The organism is Nostoc sp. FACHB-152, from assembly GCF_014697475.1.
Lineage (GTDB): Bacteria > Cyanobacteriota > Cyanobacteriia > Cyanobacteriales > Nostocaceae > Nostoc_B.
Genome location: NZ_JACJRV010000005.1, coordinates 167,839 through 190,122, shown reverse-complemented (window position 1 = coordinate 190,122; position 22,284 = coordinate 167,839). Strand labels below are relative to the sequence as shown.

The 22,284-nt window shown below is 40.4% G+C and carries 21 protein-coding genes; 16 read left to right on the top strand and 5 right to left on the bottom strand.

Translation table 11 applies throughout. From position 1 onward, the window contains the following. Positions 1-116 precede the first annotated feature (116 nt). Entirely contained in the window at positions 117-1,304 is a 1,188-nt protein-coding gene (locus H6G76_RS38000; RefSeq protein WP_313934751.1) for a TM2 domain-containing protein, read from the top strand. A 210-nt stretch (positions 1,305-1,514) separates the two neighbouring features. On the opposite strand, the gene H6G76_RS07375 is transcribed toward H6G76_RS38000, so the two are convergent. After that, positions 1,515-3,110, bottom strand: a complete 1,596-nt coding sequence (locus tag H6G76_RS07375; RefSeq protein ID WP_190697720.1) for a nickel-dependent hydrogenase large subunit — start codon at positions 3,108-3,110, stop codon at positions 1,515-1,517. Positions 3,111-3,209: 99 nt separating this feature from the next. After that, positions 3,210-4,172 (bottom strand): hydrogenase small subunit, encoded by a 963-nt coding sequence (locus H6G76_RS07370; RefSeq protein ID WP_190697717.1) that lies wholly within the window; start codon positions 4,170-4,172, stop codon positions 3,210-3,212. Positions 4,173-4,940: 768 nt separating this feature from the next. On the opposite strand from H6G76_RS07370, the gene H6G76_RS07365 reads away from it, so the two are divergent. From H6G76_RS07365 to H6G76_RS07350, 4 genes are read left to right on the top strand one after another with little or no spacing between them, the layout of a single operon-like run. After that, positions 4,941-5,915 carry a hypothetical protein gene (locus tag H6G76_RS07365; protein ID WP_190697714.1) on the top strand — a complete coding sequence of 325 codons (975 nt, stop codon included), beginning with the start codon at positions 4,941-4,943 and terminating at the stop codon, positions 5,913-5,915. 50 nt (positions 5,916-5,965) lie between these two features. After that, positions 5,966-6,232: a hypothetical protein gene (locus H6G76_RS07360; protein ID WP_190697711.1), complete on the top strand. Its 267-nt coding sequence runs from the start codon at positions 5,966-5,968 to the stop codon at positions 6,230-6,232. Positions 6,233-6,240: 8 nt separating this feature from the next. Further along, the gene (locus H6G76_RS07355; RefSeq protein ID WP_190697708.1) at positions 6,241-6,465 is read left to right on the top strand and encodes a hypothetical protein; all 225 of its coding nucleotides are present in this window, start codon (positions 6,241-6,243) and stop codon (positions 6,463-6,465) included. A 54-nt stretch (positions 6,466-6,519) separates the two neighbouring features. Then, positions 6,520-7,362, top strand: coding sequence for a NifU family protein (locus H6G76_RS07350; protein ID WP_190697705.1), 843 nt, complete (start codon positions 6,520-6,522; stop codon positions 7,360-7,362). A gap of 23 nt (positions 7,363-7,385) precedes the next feature. Here the strand turns inward: H6G76_RS07350 and H6G76_RS07345 are convergent, their stop codons facing one another. Further along, the gene (locus H6G76_RS07345; RefSeq protein WP_190697819.1) at positions 7,386-8,108 is read right to left on the bottom strand and encodes a Uma2 family endonuclease; all 723 of its coding nucleotides are present in this window, start codon (positions 8,106-8,108) and stop codon (positions 7,386-7,388) included. Between the two features lie 213 nt (positions 8,109-8,321). Between H6G76_RS07345 and H6G76_RS07340 the strand changes: the two genes are divergently transcribed. From H6G76_RS07340 to hypB, 8 genes are all read left to right on the top strand, one after another. Next, complete coding sequence (locus tag H6G76_RS07340; protein WP_190697702.1) at positions 8,322-9,506, top strand: hypothetical protein; 1,185 nt, start codon at positions 8,322-8,324, stop codon at positions 9,504-9,506. Then, positions 9,496-11,943 carry a carbamoyltransferase HypF gene (gene hypF / locus H6G76_RS07335; protein ID WP_190697699.1) on the top strand — a complete coding sequence of 816 codons (2,448 nt, stop codon included), beginning with the start codon at positions 9,496-9,498 and terminating at the stop codon, positions 11,941-11,943. The genes H6G76_RS07340 and hypF overlap by 11 nt, the downstream gene beginning before the upstream one ends. 84 nt (positions 11,944-12,027) lie before the next feature. Then, entirely contained in the window at positions 12,028-12,273 is a 246-nt protein-coding gene (locus H6G76_RS07330) for a HypC/HybG/HupF family hydrogenase formation chaperone (RefSeq protein WP_190697696.1), read from the top strand. 77 nt (positions 12,274-12,350) lie between these two features. After that, positions 12,351-13,502, top strand: a complete 1,152-nt coding sequence (gene hypD, locus H6G76_RS07325) for a hydrogenase formation protein HypD (protein ID WP_190697694.1) — start codon at positions 12,351-12,353, stop codon at positions 13,500-13,502. A 64-nt stretch (positions 13,503-13,566) separates the two neighbouring features. Next, entirely contained in the window at positions 13,567-13,782 is a 216-nt protein-coding gene (locus H6G76_RS07320; RefSeq protein WP_015111665.1) for a 4-oxalocrotonate tautomerase family protein, read from the top strand. 117 nt (positions 13,783-13,899) lie between these two features. Next, positions 13,900-15,000: a hydrogenase expression/formation protein HypE gene (gene hypE / locus H6G76_RS07315; protein WP_190697691.1), complete on the top strand. Its 1,101-nt coding sequence runs from the start codon at positions 13,900-13,902 to the stop codon at positions 14,998-15,000. Positions 15,001-15,051: 51 nt separating this feature from the next. Continuing rightward, positions 15,052-15,393 (top strand): hydrogenase maturation nickel metallochaperone HypA, encoded by a 342-nt coding sequence (locus H6G76_RS07310; protein ID WP_190697688.1) that lies wholly within the window; start codon positions 15,052-15,054, stop codon positions 15,391-15,393. Beyond that, positions 15,384-16,226, top strand: a complete 843-nt coding sequence (gene hypB, locus H6G76_RS07305; RefSeq protein ID WP_190697685.1) for a hydrogenase nickel incorporation protein HypB — start codon at positions 15,384-15,386, stop codon at positions 16,224-16,226. The genes H6G76_RS07310 and hypB overlap by 10 nt, the downstream gene beginning before the upstream one ends. Before the next feature lie 69 nt (positions 16,227-16,295). Here the strand turns inward: hypB and H6G76_RS07300 are convergent, their stop codons facing one another. After that, positions 16,296-16,532 carry a hypothetical protein gene (locus H6G76_RS07300; protein WP_190697682.1) on the bottom strand — a complete coding sequence of 79 codons (237 nt, stop codon included), beginning with the start codon at positions 16,530-16,532 and terminating at the stop codon, positions 16,296-16,298. 279 nt (positions 16,533-16,811) lie between these two features. Between H6G76_RS07300 and H6G76_RS07295 the strand changes: the two genes are divergently transcribed. After that, positions 16,812-17,618, top strand: coding sequence for an aldo/keto reductase (locus tag H6G76_RS07295; RefSeq protein ID WP_190697679.1), 807 nt, complete (start codon positions 16,812-16,814; stop codon positions 17,616-17,618). A 146-nt stretch (positions 17,619-17,764) separates the two neighbouring features. On the opposite strand, the gene H6G76_RS07290 is transcribed toward H6G76_RS07295, so the two are convergent. Continuing rightward, positions 17,765-19,354, bottom strand: a complete 1,590-nt coding sequence (locus H6G76_RS07290) for a helix-turn-helix domain-containing protein (RefSeq protein ID WP_190697677.1) — start codon at positions 19,352-19,354, stop codon at positions 17,765-17,767. 1,007 nt (positions 19,355-20,361) lie between these two features. Here H6G76_RS07290 and fdxB point away from each other — a divergent pair. After that, positions 20,362-20,655, top strand: a complete 294-nt coding sequence (gene fdxB / locus H6G76_RS07285) for a ferredoxin III, nif-specific (protein WP_190697674.1) — start codon at positions 20,362-20,364, stop codon at positions 20,653-20,655. A gap of 569 nt (positions 20,656-21,224) precedes the next feature. Then, a complete protein-coding gene (locus H6G76_RS07280; protein WP_190697669.1) occupies positions 21,225-22,193 on the top strand; it encodes a cytochrome c oxidase subunit II in 969 nt (322 codons plus the stop codon). Positions 22,194-22,284 lie beyond the last annotated feature (91 nt).

Sequence of the window (22,284 nt, the reverse complement as noted above, 5' to 3'; positions counted from 1 at the left end):
AGTGTTCAAAGCTATCACTTTTAGCCAACACAAAGTTTTATCTGTCGATGCGGGATTAGTAAACTAAATTTGGGAATTCTGAAGTAAGAACTTTACTACTTTTCCCTAAAATAGCTATGACTAACACACAACCTAAGCTTCTACAACTTGCCAAGCAAGGTGATCCGAAGGCTATTGCAGCATTGATGAACCACTCCCTCAAATCCAAAAATATTATTGCAAAAGCAGCATTTAAGGATGGTTGTTTGCAAATTATGCTGGAATCTGCTCAAGTGCCAGATCAACAAGCTTTGGTTACATTTATTCGTAAGGGAATTATAGGTTTAGAAACTAGCCTGATTGAGAGAGTTAATATCTACGGAAAATGCTTAGGTGATGAATTTCCTGCGTGGAATCAAGAGCTTGAATTGGCTGGAAAAGTAAGGAATGACGAAATTTTCACATTTGACGAAAGTAATGGAAATAAAAATCAACTACAAACTAACCTTGCAAAAGACGTTCTAGAGCAGTTTATGAATTTAAAGGCTAGAACATCTATTGGTATTAGTTACAATGATTTACCGCCTGTTTTAGGTATGGCAAAATTAGCAGTTCAAAAGTTTGAACGTTCTCCTGATAGCAAAGTATGTTCTTACTTAACAGAATTAATCAATAAAATTATGCTTTACTATGAGATATCACTTGAATGTTTGAGTCTAAAAGTTAAACGCTCAAGCTTAGGCGATGCTTTTTTAATTGGTTTTGGAACACTTGCAGGAATAGCATTAAACGAACCTATAGGTAGATTTATCTCAAGTGAATTTCCTAATACCCCTACAAAACCTATCTCAATAAGTCAGGAATCATACGACTTTGATACCGTACTTTCTGTACTGTGGATAAAAGCGGGTGAACTAACTGATCAATTGGATGAAATTTTAAATAATCCCGTTGATTTAGAAACTCTTAAGCTAAAAAAATTAGAAATAATAAATCAATCATCTTATTATACAAAGATGCCACATTTAAATTCAAATCCAACCAAAATAAATTCAGAAATAATTAAAAATTTTTATATTCCAGGGGCTGAGAAAAAACTACAGGCTGGAGTTCTTGCAATACTGCTAGGAACATTTGGCATTCACAAATTTATTTTGGGTTACACTCAAGAAGGCTTGATTATGCTGAGTTTATCGCTTTTTACTTTTGGTTATGGCGCATTTATCATAGCTATTATTAGCATTATCGAGGGCATACTTTATCTAACAAAGTCTGATCAAGATTTTGTGAACACCTATGTTACCAGTAAAAAGAGTTGGTTTTGAATAAGTTAGTTATTAACTACAGATATATAAAAATATTACAACAGAAATATCGAGAATTATTATAAGTTGAGTTAATATTATCTGATTGCTTATTACTTATAAAACCATACACTCAATAAGCTAATGACTAAATAACTAGCCATTAGCCATACTCATATAAAACCCTCCGCGCACCTTTGCGTTAACCTTCGCGCCACTCTGCGTTTAAACCTACGCAGTCCGAAAACGCGCCAACTCCTCACCAGTCTTCGCATCGTGCGCGTGAACTGTACACACCAAACAAGAATCAAAAGCACGCGCAACGTGTCCTACTTCCACCGGGTCAGTAGGATCGGCAATAGGTGTACCTACCAACGCTTCTTCAATCGGGCCGCGTTTACCTTCACCGTCACGGGGGCCAATATTCCAAGTACCAGGGGCAATGACTTGGTAGTTCTTAATCTTGCCACCTTCTATCTCTACCCAGTGACACAAAGCACCCCGCGCCGCTTCAGTTCCACCCCAACCTTTGCCGTCTTTTTCTGTGGGTTTAATATACCAAGGGTCGTTCAACTTGAACTCGCGCAAGCAACGTTCAGCTTGGCGATACAGTTTCACGAGTTCATGGACTCGTGCTAGTTGACGGACGTGAATATTTGCACCACCCATCTTTTTAAACACGTCTAGGATAAACCCGTCGTGGTGTTGCCAAGATTCTCCATGCTTACCACCCGCTACCAACTGACGTGCTAAGGGGCCTGCTTCTAAGCGTCCGAAGTCTTTGTGTAAGACTGCACTTGCCCAAGAATAGGCGTTGTCGAAGTCTTTTGTATTATTGGCAATGGGTTTTGTAGTGCGATCGCTTGGATGAATATCTGCTGTCCCTTCATCGTACCAAGAATGAGTTAAATTCTCACGCGCGAAGGACTGATCCATCAAGGTGTGAGTGTCGGTGAAACTATCATACACGCCACTCTTCATAATCATCGCCGCATTCCGCCCTTCGATGGTGGGCTTTTGGTATCTATCCTCGTGGGCTAAATAACCCCAAGTAACATATTTACCAACACCTGCACCATATCTATCTAGACCAATATCTAGACCCATACGCCAGTAAAAGCCTAAGTCTGACTCACGATGTTTAATGTCTTCTTCTAACCAGTTCATGAAGTCATCGTAAGTCTGGATTTCTTCGTAGCGTTCTAAAGAACAGCCTAACCAAACTGGCTCTAACCAGTTGGTGCGGAAATATTCTAAAATTGCCCAGGCGCGGGTAATATCGGTGAGGGTAGGGGCGCACATCACACCACCAGGAACCATGTAACTAGAGTGAGGCCATTGACCACCCAAGAGTGCGTAAATTTCTACAGGTTTGGCGGAAATGGTCACGCCGAGTTCATAAGATTTCCCGGTGAAGGCAGAAAAGCGTCTGACCGCTTCATCATAGAAGCGACTACTACGGTAGTTTTTGTTTGTTAGGTCAATAGCGAACAATCCATAAAAGTAGCGAGGGATACTTTGGATAGTTTCGACGATTTGACCAAGGTTTCTGGCTAAGATGGCGTTGCGTGGGACTTCTGTACCCCAAGCGGTATCTAATGCCCACGATGCAGAGGTGAGGTGAGAACCACCGCAAATACCGCAAATTCGAGGTGTGACAATTAATCCAGCTTGGGGGTCTTTGCCACGGAGGATAATTTCAAAGCCGCGAAAGAGTTCGGCGTGAGTCCAGGCGTTAACTACATACCCGTCGGCAATCTCGACGCGAACATCTAAATCACCCTCGACTCTACCGACGGGTGATATATCTAATGTTTGTTTTCCCATTGGTTAGTAGACCTCTTGCATAAATATTTTTTGCCTCACGCAAAGGCGCAAAGGCGCAAAGGAAAGAAGGAATTTCGCAATAAGTCTCATCACTACGAACTAAACTGTGAAAAAATCCTCCTCTGCCCATGCTGGTGCTGCATCTTTGGCGACCATTGTCAGGAAGGCGTAGTCTTTTTTGTTCACTCCTGGAGGTACTTCTTTGGGAACTCCCATCACAGTTTGTGTCTTAAATACGGTTCCGGGTTTGAGGTCAAAGAAGGGGAATTCTGGTTCGGTACAACCTAAACACGGCATCCCGGCGCGGGTTTTGGAGGAGACGCGGTTCCATAAGATGCGGTTGCAGGATGAGTGAGTCATGGGGCCGCGACAGCCTAAGTCGTAGAATAGACAGCCTTTACGTTGACCAAATTCGGCGGTTGTGGCTTTGTAGGCAAAGTGAACGTTGCGAGTACAACCTGTTTGGGTAAAGGTGTTGAAGAAGGTTTGCGGACGATTAAGTTCATCCAAAGCAATATCGGCAATGCGTCCGGTAGCGATCGCCACTAATATCTGCGTTATCCAGTCTGGGTGCGCTGGACATCCGGGAATATTAATTACAGGTAAACCAGATTTGGCGCGGAAGTCTTTACCTAAAAAGCCGCCTTCTTGACGTTTGAGAAATTGTAAGCCTTGGGATTCGCTAGGGTTGGGAGACATTGCGGGAATTCCGCCCCAAGTGGCACAATCGCCTACAGCTACAACAAAGCTTGCAGCTTTGGCCAGGTCTGTTAGCCAATCTTTCATCGGGCGATCGGCGAAACGGTTCCATTCGCCTGTGCCGTTGGGCGCATTTACTACACTGCCTTCAAATACCAAAATATCTAAAGGTATTTTGCCTTGAATGCATTCCCACAATAGGGTTTGTAAGTTGTAGCCTAATTCCAATCCTAAGGAAGGATGCCAAAGCACATTAATGCCAAAGTCAGCTATGAGGTCGCAGACTGTCGGTTCTTCGGCATTAAGAAACGACATGGTGTTGCCTGAACAGGCACCACCTTGCAGCCAGAGTACGTTCGTCATTGGCTATGGGTTTTTCTATTGTTTACCATGCATGATGCAGGTGATTTGTGGCGACAAGCCGCTACAGCTTTGTAGATTCTCACCTGTTATTCAATGTTTATTCTTTAGAATAATGTATTTTTTTTTCTTTTTTATCTTTTGTTAAATAAAAATTAATAATTGGCATTATTTACGAATTAAATTGAAAAATAATGGCTATGGTTTTACATAGCATATTGCTTGATAAAAGCGTTAATACCCATACGCCATCACCATGATGCTGGAATTAGAATAATTTTAGAATTTAAGCTTAGATGATTTATTTATCAAGGGTTTCTATTTTTAATTTTATAGCTTTGTTTAGATTAAAATGTACTATTTATGAACAAAATGATTGTTATTTTTGAAAAATTTATAGTTAAAAATACTTATACATTATTTTGAATGGCAAGTTTTTTGTTTACTGCTGATACAAAAAGTCTTTTTGATAAACAAAGTATTTAAATTTGATAATAATATTGTCAATTTCCCTCTAGAATTTTAGAGATAGAGTGTTTTATAGTAAAAAAACTGATGCACTCAATTTGAGAACCTGAGTACTAGAAAATAGGTATTGGAAAGACTTTTCTAGTATATAGACTTAGTTTCAAGCAATATTAGGATGGTTACGCCTAAGGGAATCAAAGCCTGCGTCAATCATTATGGTTTTTGATTAAATGTGAGGATGTGTTTTTATTTTTCGTGGGTGTTGCATACTAAATTCCTCAAGCAGCTAAAGTATGGTAATTTATGACACCTAGCATTACAGATTCAGCAGTAAAGGCAGCGATCGCGGCTATCACTTCAGAGTCAGCCACAACAGCAGAAAAAATCGAAATGCTGATCGAGATGGCGCAAGGCTTTCAAAAAAAGCCGAAAACTGCCCAAGATTTGCGGAATGCAGTTTCACTGTATTACCGGGCTTATGAAATGTGTGGTGAGGAGTATCCGCTACTGAAAGCTCGCGCCCAGGTGGGGATGGCTGGAACATTACAAGCAATTCCCGGTGCGGGGACGGATATGTTATTGCAAGCGAAGTCGGGTTATGAAGAGGCGTTACCAATTTTACAAAGGTTAGCTTCACCCGAAGAAGTTGCAGAGGCGCAGATGAATTTTGGACTGGTGTTGCAGGCGTTAGCACCTTATAACTTGGCGCGAATTAGCGACAGCATCCAAGCTTATCATGAAGCCTTGCGGGTGTTTACTTGGCAAGATTACCCCCAGGATTATGCGATTTTATACAACAATATTGCGATCGCCTATCTTTCTATGCCGATGGCATCAGAACGGGAATACTTGCGTCAAGGGTTGGCTGTGCAATCATTTGAAGTCGCCCTCAAGCATATTAATCTGATTGACCATCCTAGAGAATATGCGATGTTGCAAAACAACTTGGGTAATGCTTTGCAATATTTAGTTAGTTCCCATCCTGTAGAGAATAACATGAGGGCGATCGCTGCCTATGACGAAGCCTTAAAAGTGCGTAACGCCAGAGACACACCTCTAGAATACGCTAATACAATTTCTAACAAAGCTAACGCCTTATTCAACTTACCCGACGACCCCAAAAAACCAGAATTAGGTAATCCTCATAATCTTTTACAAGCACGGGCATACTATCAAGAAGCTTGGTCAATATTTACCGATAATCAACAACTTGAACAAGCAGAAGTAGTCAATCAGGCATTGAAAGATGTGGAAGCGGAAATTCGGACGGGAGAATAGGAATATATTAACGAATCTCCAAGGACACAAAGAACACGAAGGAAGAAAAAATGAGTGAGATTTTGAGTAATTTTAATGTGAGTGATTTTCTCACAAGTATGGTGTCTAGCGACATCAATATAGTTACCGGATTCGTTTGGATCATCATTGCCACAATCATTTCTATGGTTGGCGGTGCGATTGGCGGCATGATATTAGCAGGAAAAGATATTGGTTATTCTTTTTCAGCGATGTTAGGTGCATTTTTCGCTCCTGCTGGTGCAATTCCAGCGATTATTTTAGGTCTTGCAGTACTCAATTTGCTGATTAATTATTAGGAGGCATAATGCTTAAAATTGGGTTTTATTCAGCCAAGCTATTTCTTCAAGGTAAACTAATACGCGATCCCGTTTATTTTATTCGTCAAACTACCATTGGGGTTAGTATTGGATTGCTGTTACTAATTGCACTTTCCCAAACAGAAACTCCTTTATGTATTCCCATAACCCTGTCTAGTTTAGTTACAGGTATGGTTATGCCCTTCCTCCTCAAAGATTTCAAAACGAGATAATTGTCATTTGTCATTTGTCCTTTGTAATCACTATTGACCATTGACTAATAACTAATGACTAAACTTGAGGAATTAATTGCAGAAATTAATCGTTTTGAGGCGATTATATCTGATTGGGATGAAAGCCAAAGATGTGTAGCAGTCGGTCTAAAAAGGGCAATTGAAGATTTGCACAAGGAAGCATTGACGAGGTTGATTAAAAGTCTCAAACAAGAGTCTATGTCAGCTTTGCGTCATGCTGTTGAGGATGAAATCGTGTATGCAGTTTTGCTATATCACGACTTAGTTAAACCACCACTACCCCCGATATTACAACGCATTCAAACAGCTTTAGAAGAAGTCCGTCCAGGGTTAAAAAGCCATAACGGGGATATAGAATTAGTAGCCTTTAAACCACCAGATACCGTCGAAGTTAGGTTCATTGGTACTTGTAGTAGTTGTCCGGCTTCTAATTTGACATTAACCCAGGGAGTAGAACAAGCAATTAAGAATTATTGCCCAGAAGTTACTAAAGTTGTGGCGGTGAGCGATCGCCCTACGGTTGATAATAGCAATACTGGTATAACTAGCCCCTTTTCTCCTCAAATTAAGGCGGCTTGGGTACGGGTAGCAACTATTGACCAAGTTCCAGATTTAGGAATATTTGCTACTAAAGTTGCTGGTCATGCGCTAATTTTATATCGACAAGGCGATCGCATTACCTGTTACCGCAATGCTTGCTCTCATTTAGCATCGCCCCTAGACACGGGTAAGGTAGAAAATGGCATCATCACCTGTCCGGTACATGGGTTTCAATATAAGTTAGAAACAGGAGAATGTCTCACTGCGGCTGATGTGCCTTTGCAACCATATCGAGTTCAGATTAAAGGTGATAAGGTATTTGTGCAATTTTCTTAAAGAACGTGACCTATAGGTAGTTGCTAACTAGGTAAATTATCTGGGTCTATACCAAGAGAACGCAAGTACTGGGCTAACTGTTCGGCACGAATTTGGGCTTGTTCTGCACGTATTTTTTCTTGTTCGGCTTGTTCTTCTGAGGTGAGATAGCGCGTACCCCGTTCGTCATACCAAGATAGTAGTTCTATTGGAATGCCACCCACTGCACCCTGATATCTACCAATACCCAAACCTATTTCTGGCATCCAGTAAGGTTCACCTATTTGTAACTGATAGTTACCTTCTATCAACTTATACACTTCAAACGGTTGATGTTGGTCACGTCGCCAATATTCGGGATTGTAAATCACGTAGTACAATACGCCGAGTTTGGCATAAATTGCCATTTTATCGTCGTATTCGCCCCCTGGTGTGTGGGATACCATCTCTAATGTCAGGATGGGAACTACTTCATTTTCTTCCCAGACGGCGTAACTTTTGCGTGATTTACCGCCTTTTCTCCGTTCTACGCCTAGACTCAAAAACGCCTCTGGCACTACTGGCACTCTGGGGTTAACTCCGGTGGTGTGATAGACTCCCATATCAACGCCGAAATACCAATCTTGGCGATTTGCCCATATTAAGTTAAGTAAAAATAATAAAATGTTGGGCAATAAATTTTGGTCTTCGTTATCCACTGGTGTATCGTCAGAGCATGGCAGTTCATCAGTACTGGGTAACGCATTTTTGAGATCGGGGGAAAGCATAGCCGTTATCTCGCTGGCGTTGGATGATTTCATTATAAATCTTGAGTGCGTGGTTGAATTGCGATCGCATTTATAAATCATTCGTGAATAACCAGTAGAGACGCGAAATTTTGCGTCTCTACTAACCAATAATTCTTTTTCAAAATGCAACCACCGATACACGCAGATAAACAACAATAGTCTTAAATAAATATGAGTTTTCATCTGCGGTTAATGTCTATTTCCAATAGCAGTAATTCTTTAGCAAATTTACCTTTATTACCCAACGGTGCAGAGGTAATTTTAGGTACTACTCTTGAACCGCAACAATTAGCGATACCAATAGCACCTAGTCCAATAACAATGTTTGGCCCCCGTGGTGCTTGTTTAATATCAGAAACCGGGCCATTATGGGTATCAGATACAGGACATCATCGCTTACTAGGATGGCGAAATTTACCCACAAAAGATAATCAACCTGCGGACTGGGTAATTGGACAACCAGACTTTTACCACGAAGGACAAAATGCTAAAGTTACACCAGGAAGAACAACGGTTAGTGTACCTACAGGAATTTGTGTTTGTGGTCAAGGTTTAGCGGTGGCTGATGCTTGGAATCACCGAATTTTGATTTGGAAAAATGTGCCAGAAGATAGCAATGTTCCAGCCGATTTGGTATTAGGACAGGCTAATTTTGTGGACAATGAACCAAATCGCGGCAGTCAGCAAGCAGATGCAAATACCATGCACTGGCCTTACGGTGTTTTTTATTATCAAGAAAAGCTATTTGTTGCGGATACAGGTAATAGAAGGTTGTTAATTTGGCGGGAATTTCCTACAGAAAATGGTCAGCCTGCTGATTTAGTTCTGGGACAACCAGATATGATTTCTCGTAATGAAAATGGCGGTGCTTCGGCAACGGCGGCGAGTATGCGTTGGTGTCACGATATTGCTGTGTGGAATAATAATTTAGTTGTTGCTGATGCGGGTAATCATCGAGTGATGATTTGGCAAGGTATACCAACAGAAAATAATGCCCCTTGTGCGGTAGTGTTAGGACAAAATAGCTTCCATTTTGTAGAAATGAATCAAGGAGTTTATTTGCCGAGTGCAAGTAGTTTAAGTATGCCTTATGGGGTGGCGACAACTGAGGAATGGTTGCTAGTTGCAGATACGGCAAATTCGCGGTTGCTAGGATGGAAGCAGCCAGAGTCAATATTATCATTGCAAGGTGCGATCGCCTCTGCAATTATTGGACAAAACAGTTGTCAAAGCAAAAGTGAAAACCGCAATTATGGACTCCCGACGCGAGATAGTGTGAATTGGCCTTATGGAGTCAAAATTTGCGGCAAAACGGCGGTAATTGCTGATTCTGGAAATAACCGAATTTTGCTGTGGCGGTTTAACTATGGCGAGTGAAGAAATCAGAGTTAAGGGTACTGTTCAAGGGGTAGGGTTTCGTCCAACTGTCTATCGTCTGGCTAAAGCTTGCGGGTTGCGAGGGGATGTTTGTAACGATGGACAAGGTGTATTAATTCGCGCCTCTGGGAGTGAGGAAGCGATAGCAGAGTTTGTTGCTAGATTACAGCACGAATGTCCACCTTTGGCAAGAATTCAAGAATTAATCAGAACCTCTTGTACAGAAGAGTATAACTTTGATGATTTTGTAATTTCCCAGAGTGTCAGCAACAAAATCAAAACTGAAATCACACCAGATGCGGCTACTTGTCCGCAATGTCAAAAAGAAATCTTTGACCCCTTTAGTCGGTTTTATCGTTACCCTTTTACTAACTGTACTCATTGCGGCCCTCGTCTGAGTGTTATTCGCGCCATTCCTTATGACAGATGCAATACCAGTATGTCTGCGTTTGTCATGTGTCCCGAATGTACAGAGGAATACAATGATGTAGAAAATCGCAGATTTCACGCTCAACCTACAGCTTGCCATGTTTGCGGCCCCTCTGCTTGGCTAGAACGTGCTGATGGTAAACCTGTGACTGCTTCTATGTTCTCGATGATGGATGATGTAGATGCAGTTTGTACATTGTTGCAAAAGGGTGAGATTGTCGCAATTAAGGGGATAGGTGGATTTCATTTAGCTTGTGATGCGACAAATGAAGCGGCTGTACAAAAATTGCGTCAGAGGAAGAGGCGTTATGATAAGCCTTTTGCTTTGATGGCGCGAGACTTGGCTGTAATTGAAGAGTATTGTATAGTCAGTAGGAAAGAGAAGGAGTTATTAGCTAGTTCTGCTGCGCCAGTTGTTTTGTTGCGGAAGAAAGAAGAAACGAACCGCAAAGAACGCGAAGTACACGAAGGAAAAGAGAAAAGAAGAGTTTTAGAGGATTTTAGTGTAAGTTCTGTAGATAATAAGAATACGCAGCAATATTGTATAGCAGAATCTGTTGCGCCTGGGCAAAATAGCCTCGGATTCATGTTACCTTATACGCCTTTGCATCATTTAATTTTGCGGCGGATGAATCGACCAATTGTGTTAACAAGTGGGAATATTTCTGATGAACCGCAGTGTATTAATAATGATGAGGCGCGAGAAAAGTTATGGAAGATTGCTGATTATTTTATTTTACATAACCGAGATATTATTAACCGTGTTGATGATTCAGTGGCGCGGGTTGTTGGTGAGAAAATCCAAATACTTCGCCGTGCGAGAGGATACGCACCAGCACCAATTAATTTACCACCAGGATTTGATAAAGTACCACCAATTTTAGCAATGGGTAGTGAGTTAAAAAATACCTTTTGCTTGTTGCGTGATGGAGAGGCTATTTTATCGCAACATTTAGGTGATTTAGAAAATGCTGCGGCGTTTAATACCTATCAAGATACGCTGAATTTATACTTGAATTTATTTGAGCATAAACCAGAAGCGATCGCTATTGATAAACATCCAGAATATCTCTCTAGCAAACTCGGTAAAGAACTCGCATCGGCAAATCAAACTACTCTATATCAAATTCAACATCATCACGCCCACATCGCCGCTTGCATGGCGGAAAATGGTATTCCTTTAAATACATTACCAGTATTAGGTATTGCATTTGATGGTTTGGGCTACGGTGAAAATGGCACACTTTGGGGCGGAGAATTCCTCTTAGCTGATTATCATAAATTTCAGCGACTAGCAACATTTAAACCAATTGCAATGATTGGTGGTGAACAAGCAATTTATCAACCTTGGCGAAACACTTACGCCCACTTAATATCAGCTAATCTTTGGGATAAGTGCCAACAAGAATATTCTGATTTGGCAATATTAAAATTTTTAGCGCAAAAGCCTCTAAGCTTACTAAATCAGGCTATAGAAAAATGCATTAACTCACCTCCCGCCTCATCAGTAGGACGATTATTTGATGCTGTAGCAGCCGCTATTGGTATCTGCACAGAAGAATGTAGCTATGAAGGACAAGCTGCGATCACCTTAGAAAACCTAGTAGATGTTAACATCTTAAATAATAATGAAGAAAAGCTAATTTATCCTTTAAATTTTAACTTTTCCGATAATATTTATTGTATAGACTCAGCACCAATGTGGTCAGCTTTACTCAGTGATTTGCAGCGACAAATTCCTCAATCAGTCATAGCTGCTAAATTTCACAAGAGTTTAGCTCATGTTGTAGTCAACATGGTTAAGCTTCTGTGTCAAGAATATCAAATTTCTCAAGTAGTTCTCACAGGAGGAGTATTTCAAAATACTATCTTATTTCAGTTGGTTACTCAACAGTTACAAGAATTAAAAATTAACGTACTAACTCATAGCTTAGTGCCTGCTAACGATGGCGGCTTATCTTTAGGACAAGCCATAATTACAGTTGCAAAATTAATTACAAATTCTTAACCTCTTTTTCTCTGCGTACTCTGTGCCTTGGCGGTACCCTGCGGGAAGCCGCTACCGCGTCTACGTTATAAAAGGAAAATAGAAATGTGCTTAGGAATTCCCGGACAAATTGTTGAAATCACTGATACTCAAAAAAAGTTAGCCATTGTTAACGTTGCTGGTGTTAAACGTCAAGTTAACATTGCTTGCATCGTTGATGAACAACATACTCCCGAAGCTTGTTTGGGGGATTGGGTATTAGTTCATGTTGGTTTTGCGATGAATAGAATTAATGAGGAAGAAGCGGTGGAGACTTTAAAGCTATTAGAGGAAATTGCGGCTATGAGTTAATTTTTTTAACGCAGAGGGGCGCGAAGGTAAACGCAGAGTTACGCAGAGTTTTTATTGAGAACTATCCTTTAGAGTTTATGAAATACGTTGATGAATTTCGGGAACCGGAAAAAGCTGAAGCTTTACGAAAAGAAATTGCAAAAATCAGCCAGCAGCTAGATAAACATATCAAAATTATGGAAGTATGCGGCGGGCATACTCATTCTATTTTTAAATATGGTATTGAAGAAATATTGCCGAATAATATTGAACTAATACACGGGCCTGGTTGTCCAGTGTGTGTAATGCCAAAAGGGAGATTAGATGATGCGATCGCTATCTCCAAAAATCCTAAGGTTATATTAGCAACCTTTGGCGACACCATGCGCGTTCCCGGTTCCAAAGACAGCCTCCTGCAAGCCAAAGCTAAAGGTGCAGATATCCGCATGGTGTACTCGCCCTTAGATAGCTTACAACTAGCCAAAGATAACCCTAATAAAGAAGTAGTCTTCTTCGCCCTCGGCTTTGAAACCACAGTCCCTAGCACAGCCTTTACCATCCTTCAAGCCGATGCAGAAAACATACGCAACTTTAGTATGTTTTGCAATCATGTTTTAGTTATTCCCGCCCTTAAAGCCTTATTAGATAACCCTGATTTGCAACTAGATGGATTTGTTGGGCCAGGTCATGTCAGTATGGTAATTGGTACTGAACCTTACGAATTTATCGCCCAACAATATTATAAGCCAATTGTCGTTTCTGGCTTTGAACCATTAGATATTCTCCAGTCAATTTGGATGCTATTGAAACAACTAGTTGAAAAACGTTGCGAAGTTGAAAACCAATATAACCGACTCGTCGAAAAAGCTGGAAATCAAATAGCAATTAAAGCCATGAACGAAGTTTTTGAAGTGCGCGAAACTTTTGAGTGGCGTGGTTTAGGTGAACTACCCTATTCAGGTTTAAAAATTCGGACTGAATATGCCGAATTTGATGCGGAAGTAAAATTTACCATACCTAATCAAAAAGTAGCCGACCATAAAGCTTGTAAATGCGGCGAAATCCTTAAAGGAGTTTTAAAACCTTGGGAGTGTAAAGTATTTGGTACAGCTTGCACACCAGAAACACCTATAGGTACTTGCATGGTTTCCTCGGAGGGTGCTTGTGCAGCTTATTACAAATACGGACGCTTTTCTAATTTTAACCAGAAAAAGTTATCTGAAAAACAAACAGCAACCCTAACTTCATAACCTAATATAAAAGTGAGCAATCCGAACGCTACAAGACAAAAATTTAGGATTGGAGTAGAAAATTATGCCTTTTGTTACAGTTAAAATTGCCCGTGGTCACTCCATCGAAAAAAAACGGCATCTAGTCGAAGCTATTACTAACGCCCTAGTCACATCTTTAGATACCAAACCAGAATGGATAACTATTCACATTGATGAATTCGAGCGTGAAAATTGGGCTGTTAATGGTATATTGCACTGCGATCGCCATCGCGGTAGACATGACGAAACAGGCAGATAAAACTATTTAGAAGGCAGGAGGCAGGAGGCAGAAGATATTAATAGTTATTAAATCAAAAAAACTCTGTCACCTATCACCTGTCACCTATCTATCATAAATTATTTTAATCAATTCTATATGGATTTAACATCAAACCAATTACAAAATCCCCTGTTTCAAAAAATTGAACAAGTCCGCCGTCGCCAACCTAAAATTAGAGATACTCACATAACTTTGGCACATGGTAGTGGCGGTAAAGCCATGCGTGATTTAATTGATGATGTCTTTGTTCGTAGCTTTGATAATCCTATACTTTCTCAATTAGAAGACCAAGCCAGCTTTAATTTAGCTAATCTTTTACAACAGGGAGATAGACTCGCATTTACCACAGATTCTTATGTGGTAGACCCTTTATTTTTCCCTGGTAGCGACATTGGAGAATTAGCAATTAACGGCACAGTTAATGATTTAGCTGTTAGCGGTGCTAAACCTTTATATCTCACCTGTAGCGTTATTTTAGAAGAAGGATTACCTGTAGAAACCCTACGCCGTGTAATCGCAAGTATGCAAGCCGCAGCGAAAAATGCAGGCGTGCAAATTGTCACAGGCGACACAAAAGTTGTACATCGTGGTGCTGTTGATAAATTATTTATTAACACTGCTGGTATTGGTGTCATTCCCACAGGCGTGAATATTTCCGCTCACAATATTCAACCTGGAGATGCAATTATTATTAACGGTGAATTAGGTAATCATGGTACTGCAATTTTAATTGCTCGTGGTGAATTAGCCTTAGAAACAGATATTAAAAGTGATTGTCAACCCTTAAATACTTTAGTAGAAACCATCCTCAATGTTTGCCCCGAAATTCATGCCATGCGGGATGCAACCCGTGGCGGTTTAGCTACAGTATTAAATGAATTTGCCCTAACTTCTAATGTTGCCATTCGTCTTCATGAAGACACTCTTCCTATTAGAGAAGAAGTCAAAGGAGTTTGCGAAATTTTAGGTTTAGACCCATTGTACTTAGCCAACGAAGGTAAATTAGTCGTAGTAGTAAAACAAGATAACGCCGACAAAGTATTATCAGCAATGAAAACTCATCCTGCTGGCAAAGATGCTTGTATAGTTGGTGAAGTTATCGCCTCACCTCCAGGCGTTGTCTTCCTCAAAACTGCCTTTGGTGCTGAACGTATCGTAGATATGTTAGTTGGCGACCAACTACCAAGAATTTGTTAAAGAATCTTCTTATCTTTGCGCTCTTTGCGCCTTTGCGCGAAACAAAAAATTATGCACGAACTAGGAATAACTCAAAATATTGTAGCCATCGTCACCGAACACGCCAAAGGCATGAAAGTGCAAAAAGTAGTATTAGAAATTGGCAAACTTTCAGCCATTATGCCTGAGGCTATTAAATTTTGTTTTGATATTTGCTCTAAAGGCACACTTTTAGAAGATTCTATATTAGAGATTATCGAAATACCAGGATTAGCAAAATGCCGCCAATGCGGTGCGGAAATTGCTCTTGAAAAACCTTTTGGTATTTGCACTTGTGGTAGTGTGCAACTTGATTTAATAACTGGCGAAGAACTCAAAATTAAAGAAATAGAAATAGAGGAAGTATGTGTGTAACTTGCGGCTGCTCTGATGATGCTGAAGGCAAAATTACAAATCTCGAAACAGGTGAAGTTAATCACCATCATGACCATCATACCCACACTCACACCTTACCTGATGGGACTGTAATTACCCATTCCCATCATCATGATGAACCATCACAAGTTCATGCTAAAATTCACGGCACAACCATATCTCTAGAACAAGATATCTTAGCAAAAAATAACTTATTAGCAGCCCAAAACCGAGGATGGTTTAAAGGTCGGAATATTCTCGCATTAAATTTAATGAGTTCTCCGGGTGCAGGGAAAACAACATTATTAACTCGTACTATTAATGATTTAAAACAGCAATTACAAATTAGTGTAATTGAAGGCGACCAAGAAACAACTAACGATGCTCAAAAAATCAAAGAAACAGGCTGTAAAGTTGTGCAAATCAACACGGGTACAGGCTGCCATTTAGATGCGTCGATGATAGAAAGAAGTTTACAACAACTCAACCCGCCACTAAATTCTATAGTGATGATTGAGAATGTAGGTAATTTGGTTTGTCCTGCTTTATTTGATTTAGGAGAACAGGCGAAGGTTGTGATTTTGTCTGTCACAGAGGGAGAAGATAAGCCGATAAAATATCCCCATATGTTCCGCGCTAGTGAAATGATGATTCTCACCAAAATTGATTTATTACCTTACGTGCAGTTTGATGTGGAACGTTGTATTGAATATGCTAAACAAGTAAACCCGCATATTCAGGTTTTTCAAGTGTCGGCGATGACGGGTGAGGGTTTAGATAGTTGGTACAAGTGGTTGACGCAAAAGGTGGGGAGTTTGTCTATAACAGTATAAATTTTATTTCACGCAGAGGCTTGCTAAGGTAAACGCAAAGTTACGCAGAGTCTTTTTCCTCTCGCCATCTCATTCTCCCAGAGATGCCAGCATTTCTCCTGTACTTAGCCAATCCTCATCGCTTGCTGCTTCCCATGCTGCAAATTCTTCTTCTAGCTCATCAGGTATTTGCATCAGTAAAGGAGTAAGTAATGCTACAATTTCCTGACTCAGCGAATTTCCATGAACCTGCGCTCGTTGTATGATCGCCTGATATAATTCCCTCGGCAATGTCACTTGAGCATCAATATCGCTTGAACTACTCATATAACTGAGACACACAATATCTTGTTAATCCTATCCTATCTAAATGCTATTGCCTGTAAATATAGGATTGTGAAATAAGCTATGCGATCGCCAAAACAACAAATGCGATCACAAAATCTATAATTGCTGTCACTGAAATAGAAAATTATTTAGCAAAAACAACAAATGCGAAGGCAAAATCTATGATTGCTGTCACTGAAATAGCTTTTGCGATCGCAATACCTAACTTTCATCTTCCCTAAACTCTATAGTGAAATTAGGGAGTGGAGGAAGTTAACCGTGAAATTAGTCACCCGTCAAGGACAAAAAGCCAGCATTCTCGGTTTAGCAGCACAACCGCAGCTAGATAGTACATCCATTTCAATAGCTTTTGCAGGCGGAATTAATTATTTTTTCTTTTATAGTCTAGAGTATGACAACTTCCTCAATGGACTCAAACCCCTCCTAGCAGCTAACCAGGGACAGGTTTTAGTTGCCACTGGCAGCGAAAATAGAGATATTAATTCTTTACGTCGTTACCTCGACTCTGTGCGCCAGCGTCTTGATGTTGATAGCGTAGATGTGTTTTTTGTGGAATATGTGTTTCCTGGTGATGATAGCAAACAAATTCTGGCAGTGCTTGAGGAATTGCGATCGCAGCAACAAAAAGGACGAGTACGCTATGTAGGAATTACCACCCATAATCGAGCGATCGCATTAGAGATGATACAGCACCAGCAGTGTGACGTGTTAATGCACCGTTATAATATGGCACACCGCAAAGCAGAAGAAGATGTTTTACCCAACGCTCACAAAGCTGGTATTCCCTTAGTAGCATTTACTTGTACACGTTGGGGTTCACTACTTACCAAGCATCCAAACTGGCAGATGCAACCACCGACAGCAGCAGACTGCTACCGTTATGTACTACATAATCCGGCAGTCAGCCTAGCACTTACCGCCCCAAAAACTCAGCAGCAATTAGAAGCAAACCTCAGCGTTCTGCATACTCCGCCACTCTCCCCTGAAGAAGTAGCTAAATGGCAAGAATATGGCGACTTAGTTTATGGAACTGGTCAGGATGCTTTTGATACCCAGTGGGCTTAACTATAGAGAACTTGGCATTAAAAACTATTAGACTCAGTAAGTCTGCGGTAAGAAGTGCCAAAAATTGCAAATTATTGGCAGATAAAAACACAGATGCTAATAGGTCATCTGTGTTTATTTATATATATCTGCGTTCAATACTCCAGTTAAGCGAGATTTAGCACCTTGCGTAACAGTGCTTGGTCTTCTATTTTCGCTTTCAGACGACCATTTTCGACATCTCGAATCCAGCTTTGGCTTTTGCCAGTGAGTTTGGCTAACTCTCGTTGGGAAAGATTTAAGTTTTTGCGGGCTTCTAAAATCTGTTCGCCAACTAAATCGCCTGTAATTCTGACTCGTCTTCTGTTTTTGATAGTGCGGCGCTGCTTTTTTTCAGAGTCAGAGATTTGCTGTTCCCATTCTGGCGGGAGTTCAAATGACAAAATCCGCGCATTCATTAGCAGGTTCCATTTGCCGCGAGGGCCGGAATCTGTCAGGCGAGTTTCGCCACCACCATCATTAATCCAAAATTCTAAGGCTTCGTCTGGATCTTCAGGTATCCCCATTAACTTTGCCCACAATGGTTGAATTTCTAAGGGGTAAGTTACAGGGTCAAACATGGGTTTGACTCCCAAATGATTCAGCACCTCTAAATCACTTTCAAATGTCCGCAGTAGCCGTTTGCGTTCTTCTCGCTGTCGGGAGGCTAGGGTAACTTTTTCTTCTCCATAGGCGATGCGTAATAAGGTAGGAACAGTGATGCGTTGTTCTCTACCCATCTTGGTTTTAAAGAGCAACCACAGCATGAGTCGGACTGCGCCTTCGTGTTGCTGCCAAATACTCATGACGGTGGTTAGCACGGTTTTTGGCAAACTGCCGTATTGATAGAAGGCGGTGCGCTCTTTACAGGCTTGTTTGTTTAAAAAATACTGCGCCCAGACTCCAGCGCGAATTTTGAAGGTTAGCCCAACTAGGTATTTACATCCTATGTCGTCTTCTTGGAAGTGGTGTTGAATATGGACTAAGTGCCACAAGCGAGATTTAGTAACTGAAAATCCTTTGACGCGGCCTTGTTGCGGCCAGTCAATGGAAATTAACAGGGAACAAGCTTGTTGGACAAGATTTTTCATTAAGGTAAGTTTGGCAGTTTTACTTAGGTCTTTGCGTTTTTCTAGCCCTAAGTATTTTTCTATTTGCCGTTCATCTAGAGAAAATTCTTGCTCCCAAGGTTGTTCTAAGGTTGTAGCATAGGCAGCAAATATTAAATGGATACAAGCTGCCCTAATATCCATTGTCTCAATCGCTTCTAAATTAGTGATCCGATCGCTAACTTGGAAAGGATGTTGAATGTGAAAGGCGATCGCACCTTTGCCTTGGCTGACTTGTCGGCTGTAACATAAATATCCTTCTGCATCGTGTTCCCAATTTAAGGAGGTGCGTTGAGCCAATACATTACACGCTTCCCAAATTGCGATCGCTGAAGCAAAAGGGTTATTCTTCCCATTAGAAAATAAGTCCGGGCTGGTAGGATCTCGCGGTTCGACTTTACATCTCCCCTTTTTCGCCTGCCAAGGTATGGGAGCATTTGTCGGACAAGCTATTACACACTGGGGTTCAGGATAAAAGCCCTCACAATTGTTACACAGACAAGGATCAATCCAATATTCATCGTCTTCTAACTGAATCGCACCCGTAGGACATTGGGGACGGCAGTTATCACATCCAACGCAACTGTTGTTAGGAATTGTATAAGGCATAAAACTTCTTCCCACCTAATCGTTGAGATGTTTGGCTCAAGTCTCCCCCTGGATGTGTCCTGTTTATTAATCACTCGCAACCACATTATTTACCTAGCAATAAGTAAAGGCTTCACCTTGGGGAAAAGCGAAGGGGTAAAGGTTTCTTCCCCTTTTCCCTTTCACCTTTCCCCCTCTTGCAAAACTATTTTTGCAGGAGGTCTATTGCCCACATCCATATTCAGACTTTGCATCCAATCGGAGGCTATGTCAGGCTTTTAAGCCGAGCCGAATATTAGTTCCTCATTAACTATAAATTTCATAAATATTTAGATGATTTTGTTCATCATGAGCTTAGGAAATTTTCTTAAGCTTTCATATTTTTTTATTCTTAATCTTTAACCTTTGCCTTCAAAAGCTTACCCTAAAGATTTTTGCCGAATATTTATATACACAATTATTTCTAAAAATAGCATTTATTAATAATTTTAATATTTAATATCATGCTAACTGCTGCTATAAAAGTTACATTTTTACTGAAGATGCCTAAATTCCTCTCTATTACCATGATTCGTGCATTTTTATTATTAATTAACAATACTTGGCTAATACAAATTGAAAATATATTTATGTAACTGAATAACATATGTTGTGTATAGCGAATTACTAGATTTTTAAGTTCGGCTTAAAGCTGCGAAGTAATTTCATTATTAATATAGGTAGTAATTACCTTGCTAGGAATTTATTTGGCTTAGTATATATGTCTCAGATTCCCAAATTCTTAAACAATTTGGGAGTCTTGTAGTTCACACATGATTTAATGCTGGGCTTTTTATGAAAATTCTCCAAAATTTATTGCTATAAAATCTCATTTAATTAATAAAATAAAATTTGAAATTAGGATAAAAGTCATCAAACTTTAATGAAAGAAAAATTAATCGTTTCACAACAAAACAAAACAATTAGATTAAGTTAGTATGAAATTAAGTACAAACGATTAGATAGGCAAAATCGCCGAAGGTTTATTCATGGCAACACTAACAGGATTGACATTTGGAGGTAAGACCTGGACACCTAAATTTGCCCAGGAGATTGACAAAGATAAATGTATCGGCTGTGGCAGATGCATTAAAGTTTGTGGCTATAGTGTGCTGGATTTAAAAGCACTCAATGAAGAAGGCGAATTTGTAGAAGACGAAGAAGATGATGAAATCGAGCGCAAAGTAATGGTAGTTGCTCATCCAGAGAACTGCATTGGTTGCGTAGCTTGCGCCCGGATTTGTCCGAAGAACTGCTACACCCACGCTGAATTAAACAACTAAATATTTGGTGACTGTTCACAGTTGTTGTTTTGATAAGGGGGGGATTAAGCAAGGTAACTAGAGGGGAATTTATATAGCAGGGGACAGGTGACAGGGTTAAAATTCTTGTGTATCTGTTAATGGGCTAAACTATGCTTCAATTGCTATATATTTACTAGAACTGGATAAAAAGTTCATAGTAAACGAATGCGTAAATTGTAAATTGTTTATTACTAACTAAATCATACTTGCTGCTATTTTTACTGTTCAATATTAGAACTAATAGCACCCTCTTTAAACAACTAACTGTTGTAGAAGTAGAAGGTACTCTTGTGATAGTCATTAGAAATATTGTTAAGTTTTGGGGGAAGGATCTGAAGAGATCTGGAAAATTCCCCCAATTTTTATAGGGGATGAGATACAACTTTAATAAGTAGAAGTCAAAAGTTAAAAATCAAATATCGTAAAAATTTGATGATGAGCTTTTGTACTGTTTTCCATGATGGAGTTATTGATGCTGCTGAAGTATAAAAATTGAAGCGTTAACTATAACATTTCATACTTCATACTTCATACTTACAGGAGCTTTTATGCAACAAATTCCTGTTTCACTATGGACGCTAGTTGCTGGCATAGTAGTTACAGCCTTGAGTGTTTGGATTGGTCACAACCACACGCTATTACCAGAACAAGCCTCACTACAAGCACCTTTGGTAGACGGATTTTTCAATATCATGTTTACCATTGCGATCGCTTTATTTCTGGTTGTAGAAGGAACTATTCTCGTTTTTTTAGTCAAGTATCGTCGCCGTCGCGGTGATGATACTGATGGTTTACCAGTAGAGGGCAATGTTCCCTTAGAAATTTTTTGGACAGCCATCCCATCAGTGATTGTCATTGGCTTAGGCATCTATAGCGTAGATGTTTTTAATCAGATGGGAGGTTTTGAGCCAGGAAATCATCCTCATTCTCCGGCTCATGTTGCTTCAGGAAGCGCAATAGCGGCAACTCTCAACAATACCGCAGAATCGAAAACAGCCCCAAGCATTGGCATTGGTGCGCGCAACAGCCAAAGCAAACCTGCTGATTTAGTAGTGAACGTTACCGGAATGCAGTTTGCTTGGATTTTTGAGTATCCCAACAGTGGCGTTACTACTGGTGAATTGCACGTTCCTATTGGTGCTGATGTCCAGTTGAATTTGTCAGCACAGGATGTGATTCACGCCTTTTGGGTTCCTCAATTCCGCCTGAAACAAGACGCGCTTCCAGGTATCCCCACCGAACTGCGATTCACCGCCACAAAAACAGGTACATATCCTGTAGTTTGTGCGGAACTGTGTGGAGGTTATCACGGTTCCATGCGATCGCAAGTCATTGTCCACACACCCGCAGAATACGATAGCTGGTTAAAAGAAAGCCAAGTTGCCCAAAAGCCTGATTTGCATCAAGCTGTTGCAGTTAATCCAGCCGACTTATCAACATCCGAGTTTCTTGCACCCCACATCCAACACCTGGGCGTAAGTGCAACAACTCTAGAGTCAATAGTCAAAGGTCAATAGTCAATGGTACTAAGACTTACACAATAACTCTCTGAAACTCTTATTCCTCAGTGTCGCGCCAGTTGCTTCTCCTCATCGGAGACCAAGGCGA

Excerpts from the sequence above, each read along its gene's own strand:
- H6G76_RS38000 (WP_313934751.1), top strand. The coding sequence starts at position 117 with ATGACTAACACACAACCTAAGCTTCTACAACTTGCCAAGCAAGGTGAT.
- H6G76_RS07375 (WP_190697720.1), bottom strand. The coding sequence starts at position 3,110 with ATGGGAAAACAAACATTAGATATATCACCCGTCGGTAGAGTCGAGGGT.
- H6G76_RS07370 (WP_190697717.1), bottom strand. The coding sequence starts at position 4,172 with ATGACGAACGTACTCTGGCTGCAAGGTGGTGCCTGTTCAGGCAACACC.
- H6G76_RS07365 (WP_190697714.1), top strand. The coding sequence starts at position 4,941 with ATGACACCTAGCATTACAGATTCAGCAGTAAAGGCAGCGATCGCGGCT.
- H6G76_RS07360 (WP_190697711.1), top strand. The coding sequence starts at position 5,966 with ATGAGTGAGATTTTGAGTAATTTTAATGTGAGTGATTTTCTCACAAGT.
- H6G76_RS07355 (WP_190697708.1), top strand. The coding sequence starts at position 6,241 with ATGCTTAAAATTGGGTTTTATTCAGCCAAGCTATTTCTTCAAGGTAAA.
- H6G76_RS07350 (WP_190697705.1), top strand. The coding sequence starts at position 6,520 with ATGACTAAACTTGAGGAATTAATTGCAGAAATTAATCGTTTTGAGGCG.
- H6G76_RS07345 (WP_190697819.1), bottom strand. The coding sequence starts at position 8,108 with ATGCTTTCCCCCGATCTCAAAAATGCGTTACCCAGTACTGATGAACTG.
- H6G76_RS07340 (WP_190697702.1), top strand. The coding sequence starts at position 8,322 with ATGTCTATTTCCAATAGCAGTAATTCTTTAGCAAATTTACCTTTATTA.
- hypF (WP_190697699.1), top strand. The coding sequence starts at position 9,496 with ATGGCGAGTGAAGAAATCAGAGTTAAGGGTACTGTTCAAGGGGTAGGG.
- H6G76_RS07330 (WP_190697696.1), top strand. The coding sequence starts at position 12,028 with ATGTGCTTAGGAATTCCCGGACAAATTGTTGAAATCACTGATACTCAA.
- hypD (WP_190697694.1), top strand. The coding sequence starts at position 12,351 with ATGAAATACGTTGATGAATTTCGGGAACCGGAAAAAGCTGAAGCTTTA.
- H6G76_RS07320 (WP_015111665.1), top strand. The coding sequence starts at position 13,567 with ATGCCTTTTGTTACAGTTAAAATTGCCCGTGGTCACTCCATCGAAAAA.
- hypE (WP_190697691.1), top strand. The coding sequence starts at position 13,900 with ATGGATTTAACATCAAACCAATTACAAAATCCCCTGTTTCAAAAAATT.
- H6G76_RS07310 (WP_190697688.1), top strand. The coding sequence starts at position 15,052 with ATGCACGAACTAGGAATAACTCAAAATATTGTAGCCATCGTCACCGAA.
- hypB (WP_190697685.1), top strand. The coding sequence starts at position 15,384 with ATGTGTGTAACTTGCGGCTGCTCTGATGATGCTGAAGGCAAAATTACA.
- H6G76_RS07300 (WP_190697682.1), bottom strand. The coding sequence starts at position 16,532 with ATGAGTAGTTCAAGCGATATTGATGCTCAAGTGACATTGCCGAGGGAA.
- H6G76_RS07290 (WP_190697677.1), bottom strand. The coding sequence starts at position 19,354 with ATGCCTTATACAATTCCTAACAACAGTTGCGTTGGATGTGATAACTGC.
- fdxB (WP_190697674.1), top strand. The coding sequence starts at position 20,362 with ATGGCAACACTAACAGGATTGACATTTGGAGGTAAGACCTGGACACCT.
- H6G76_RS07280 (WP_190697669.1), top strand. The coding sequence starts at position 21,225 with ATGCAACAAATTCCTGTTTCACTATGGACGCTAGTTGCTGGCATAGTA.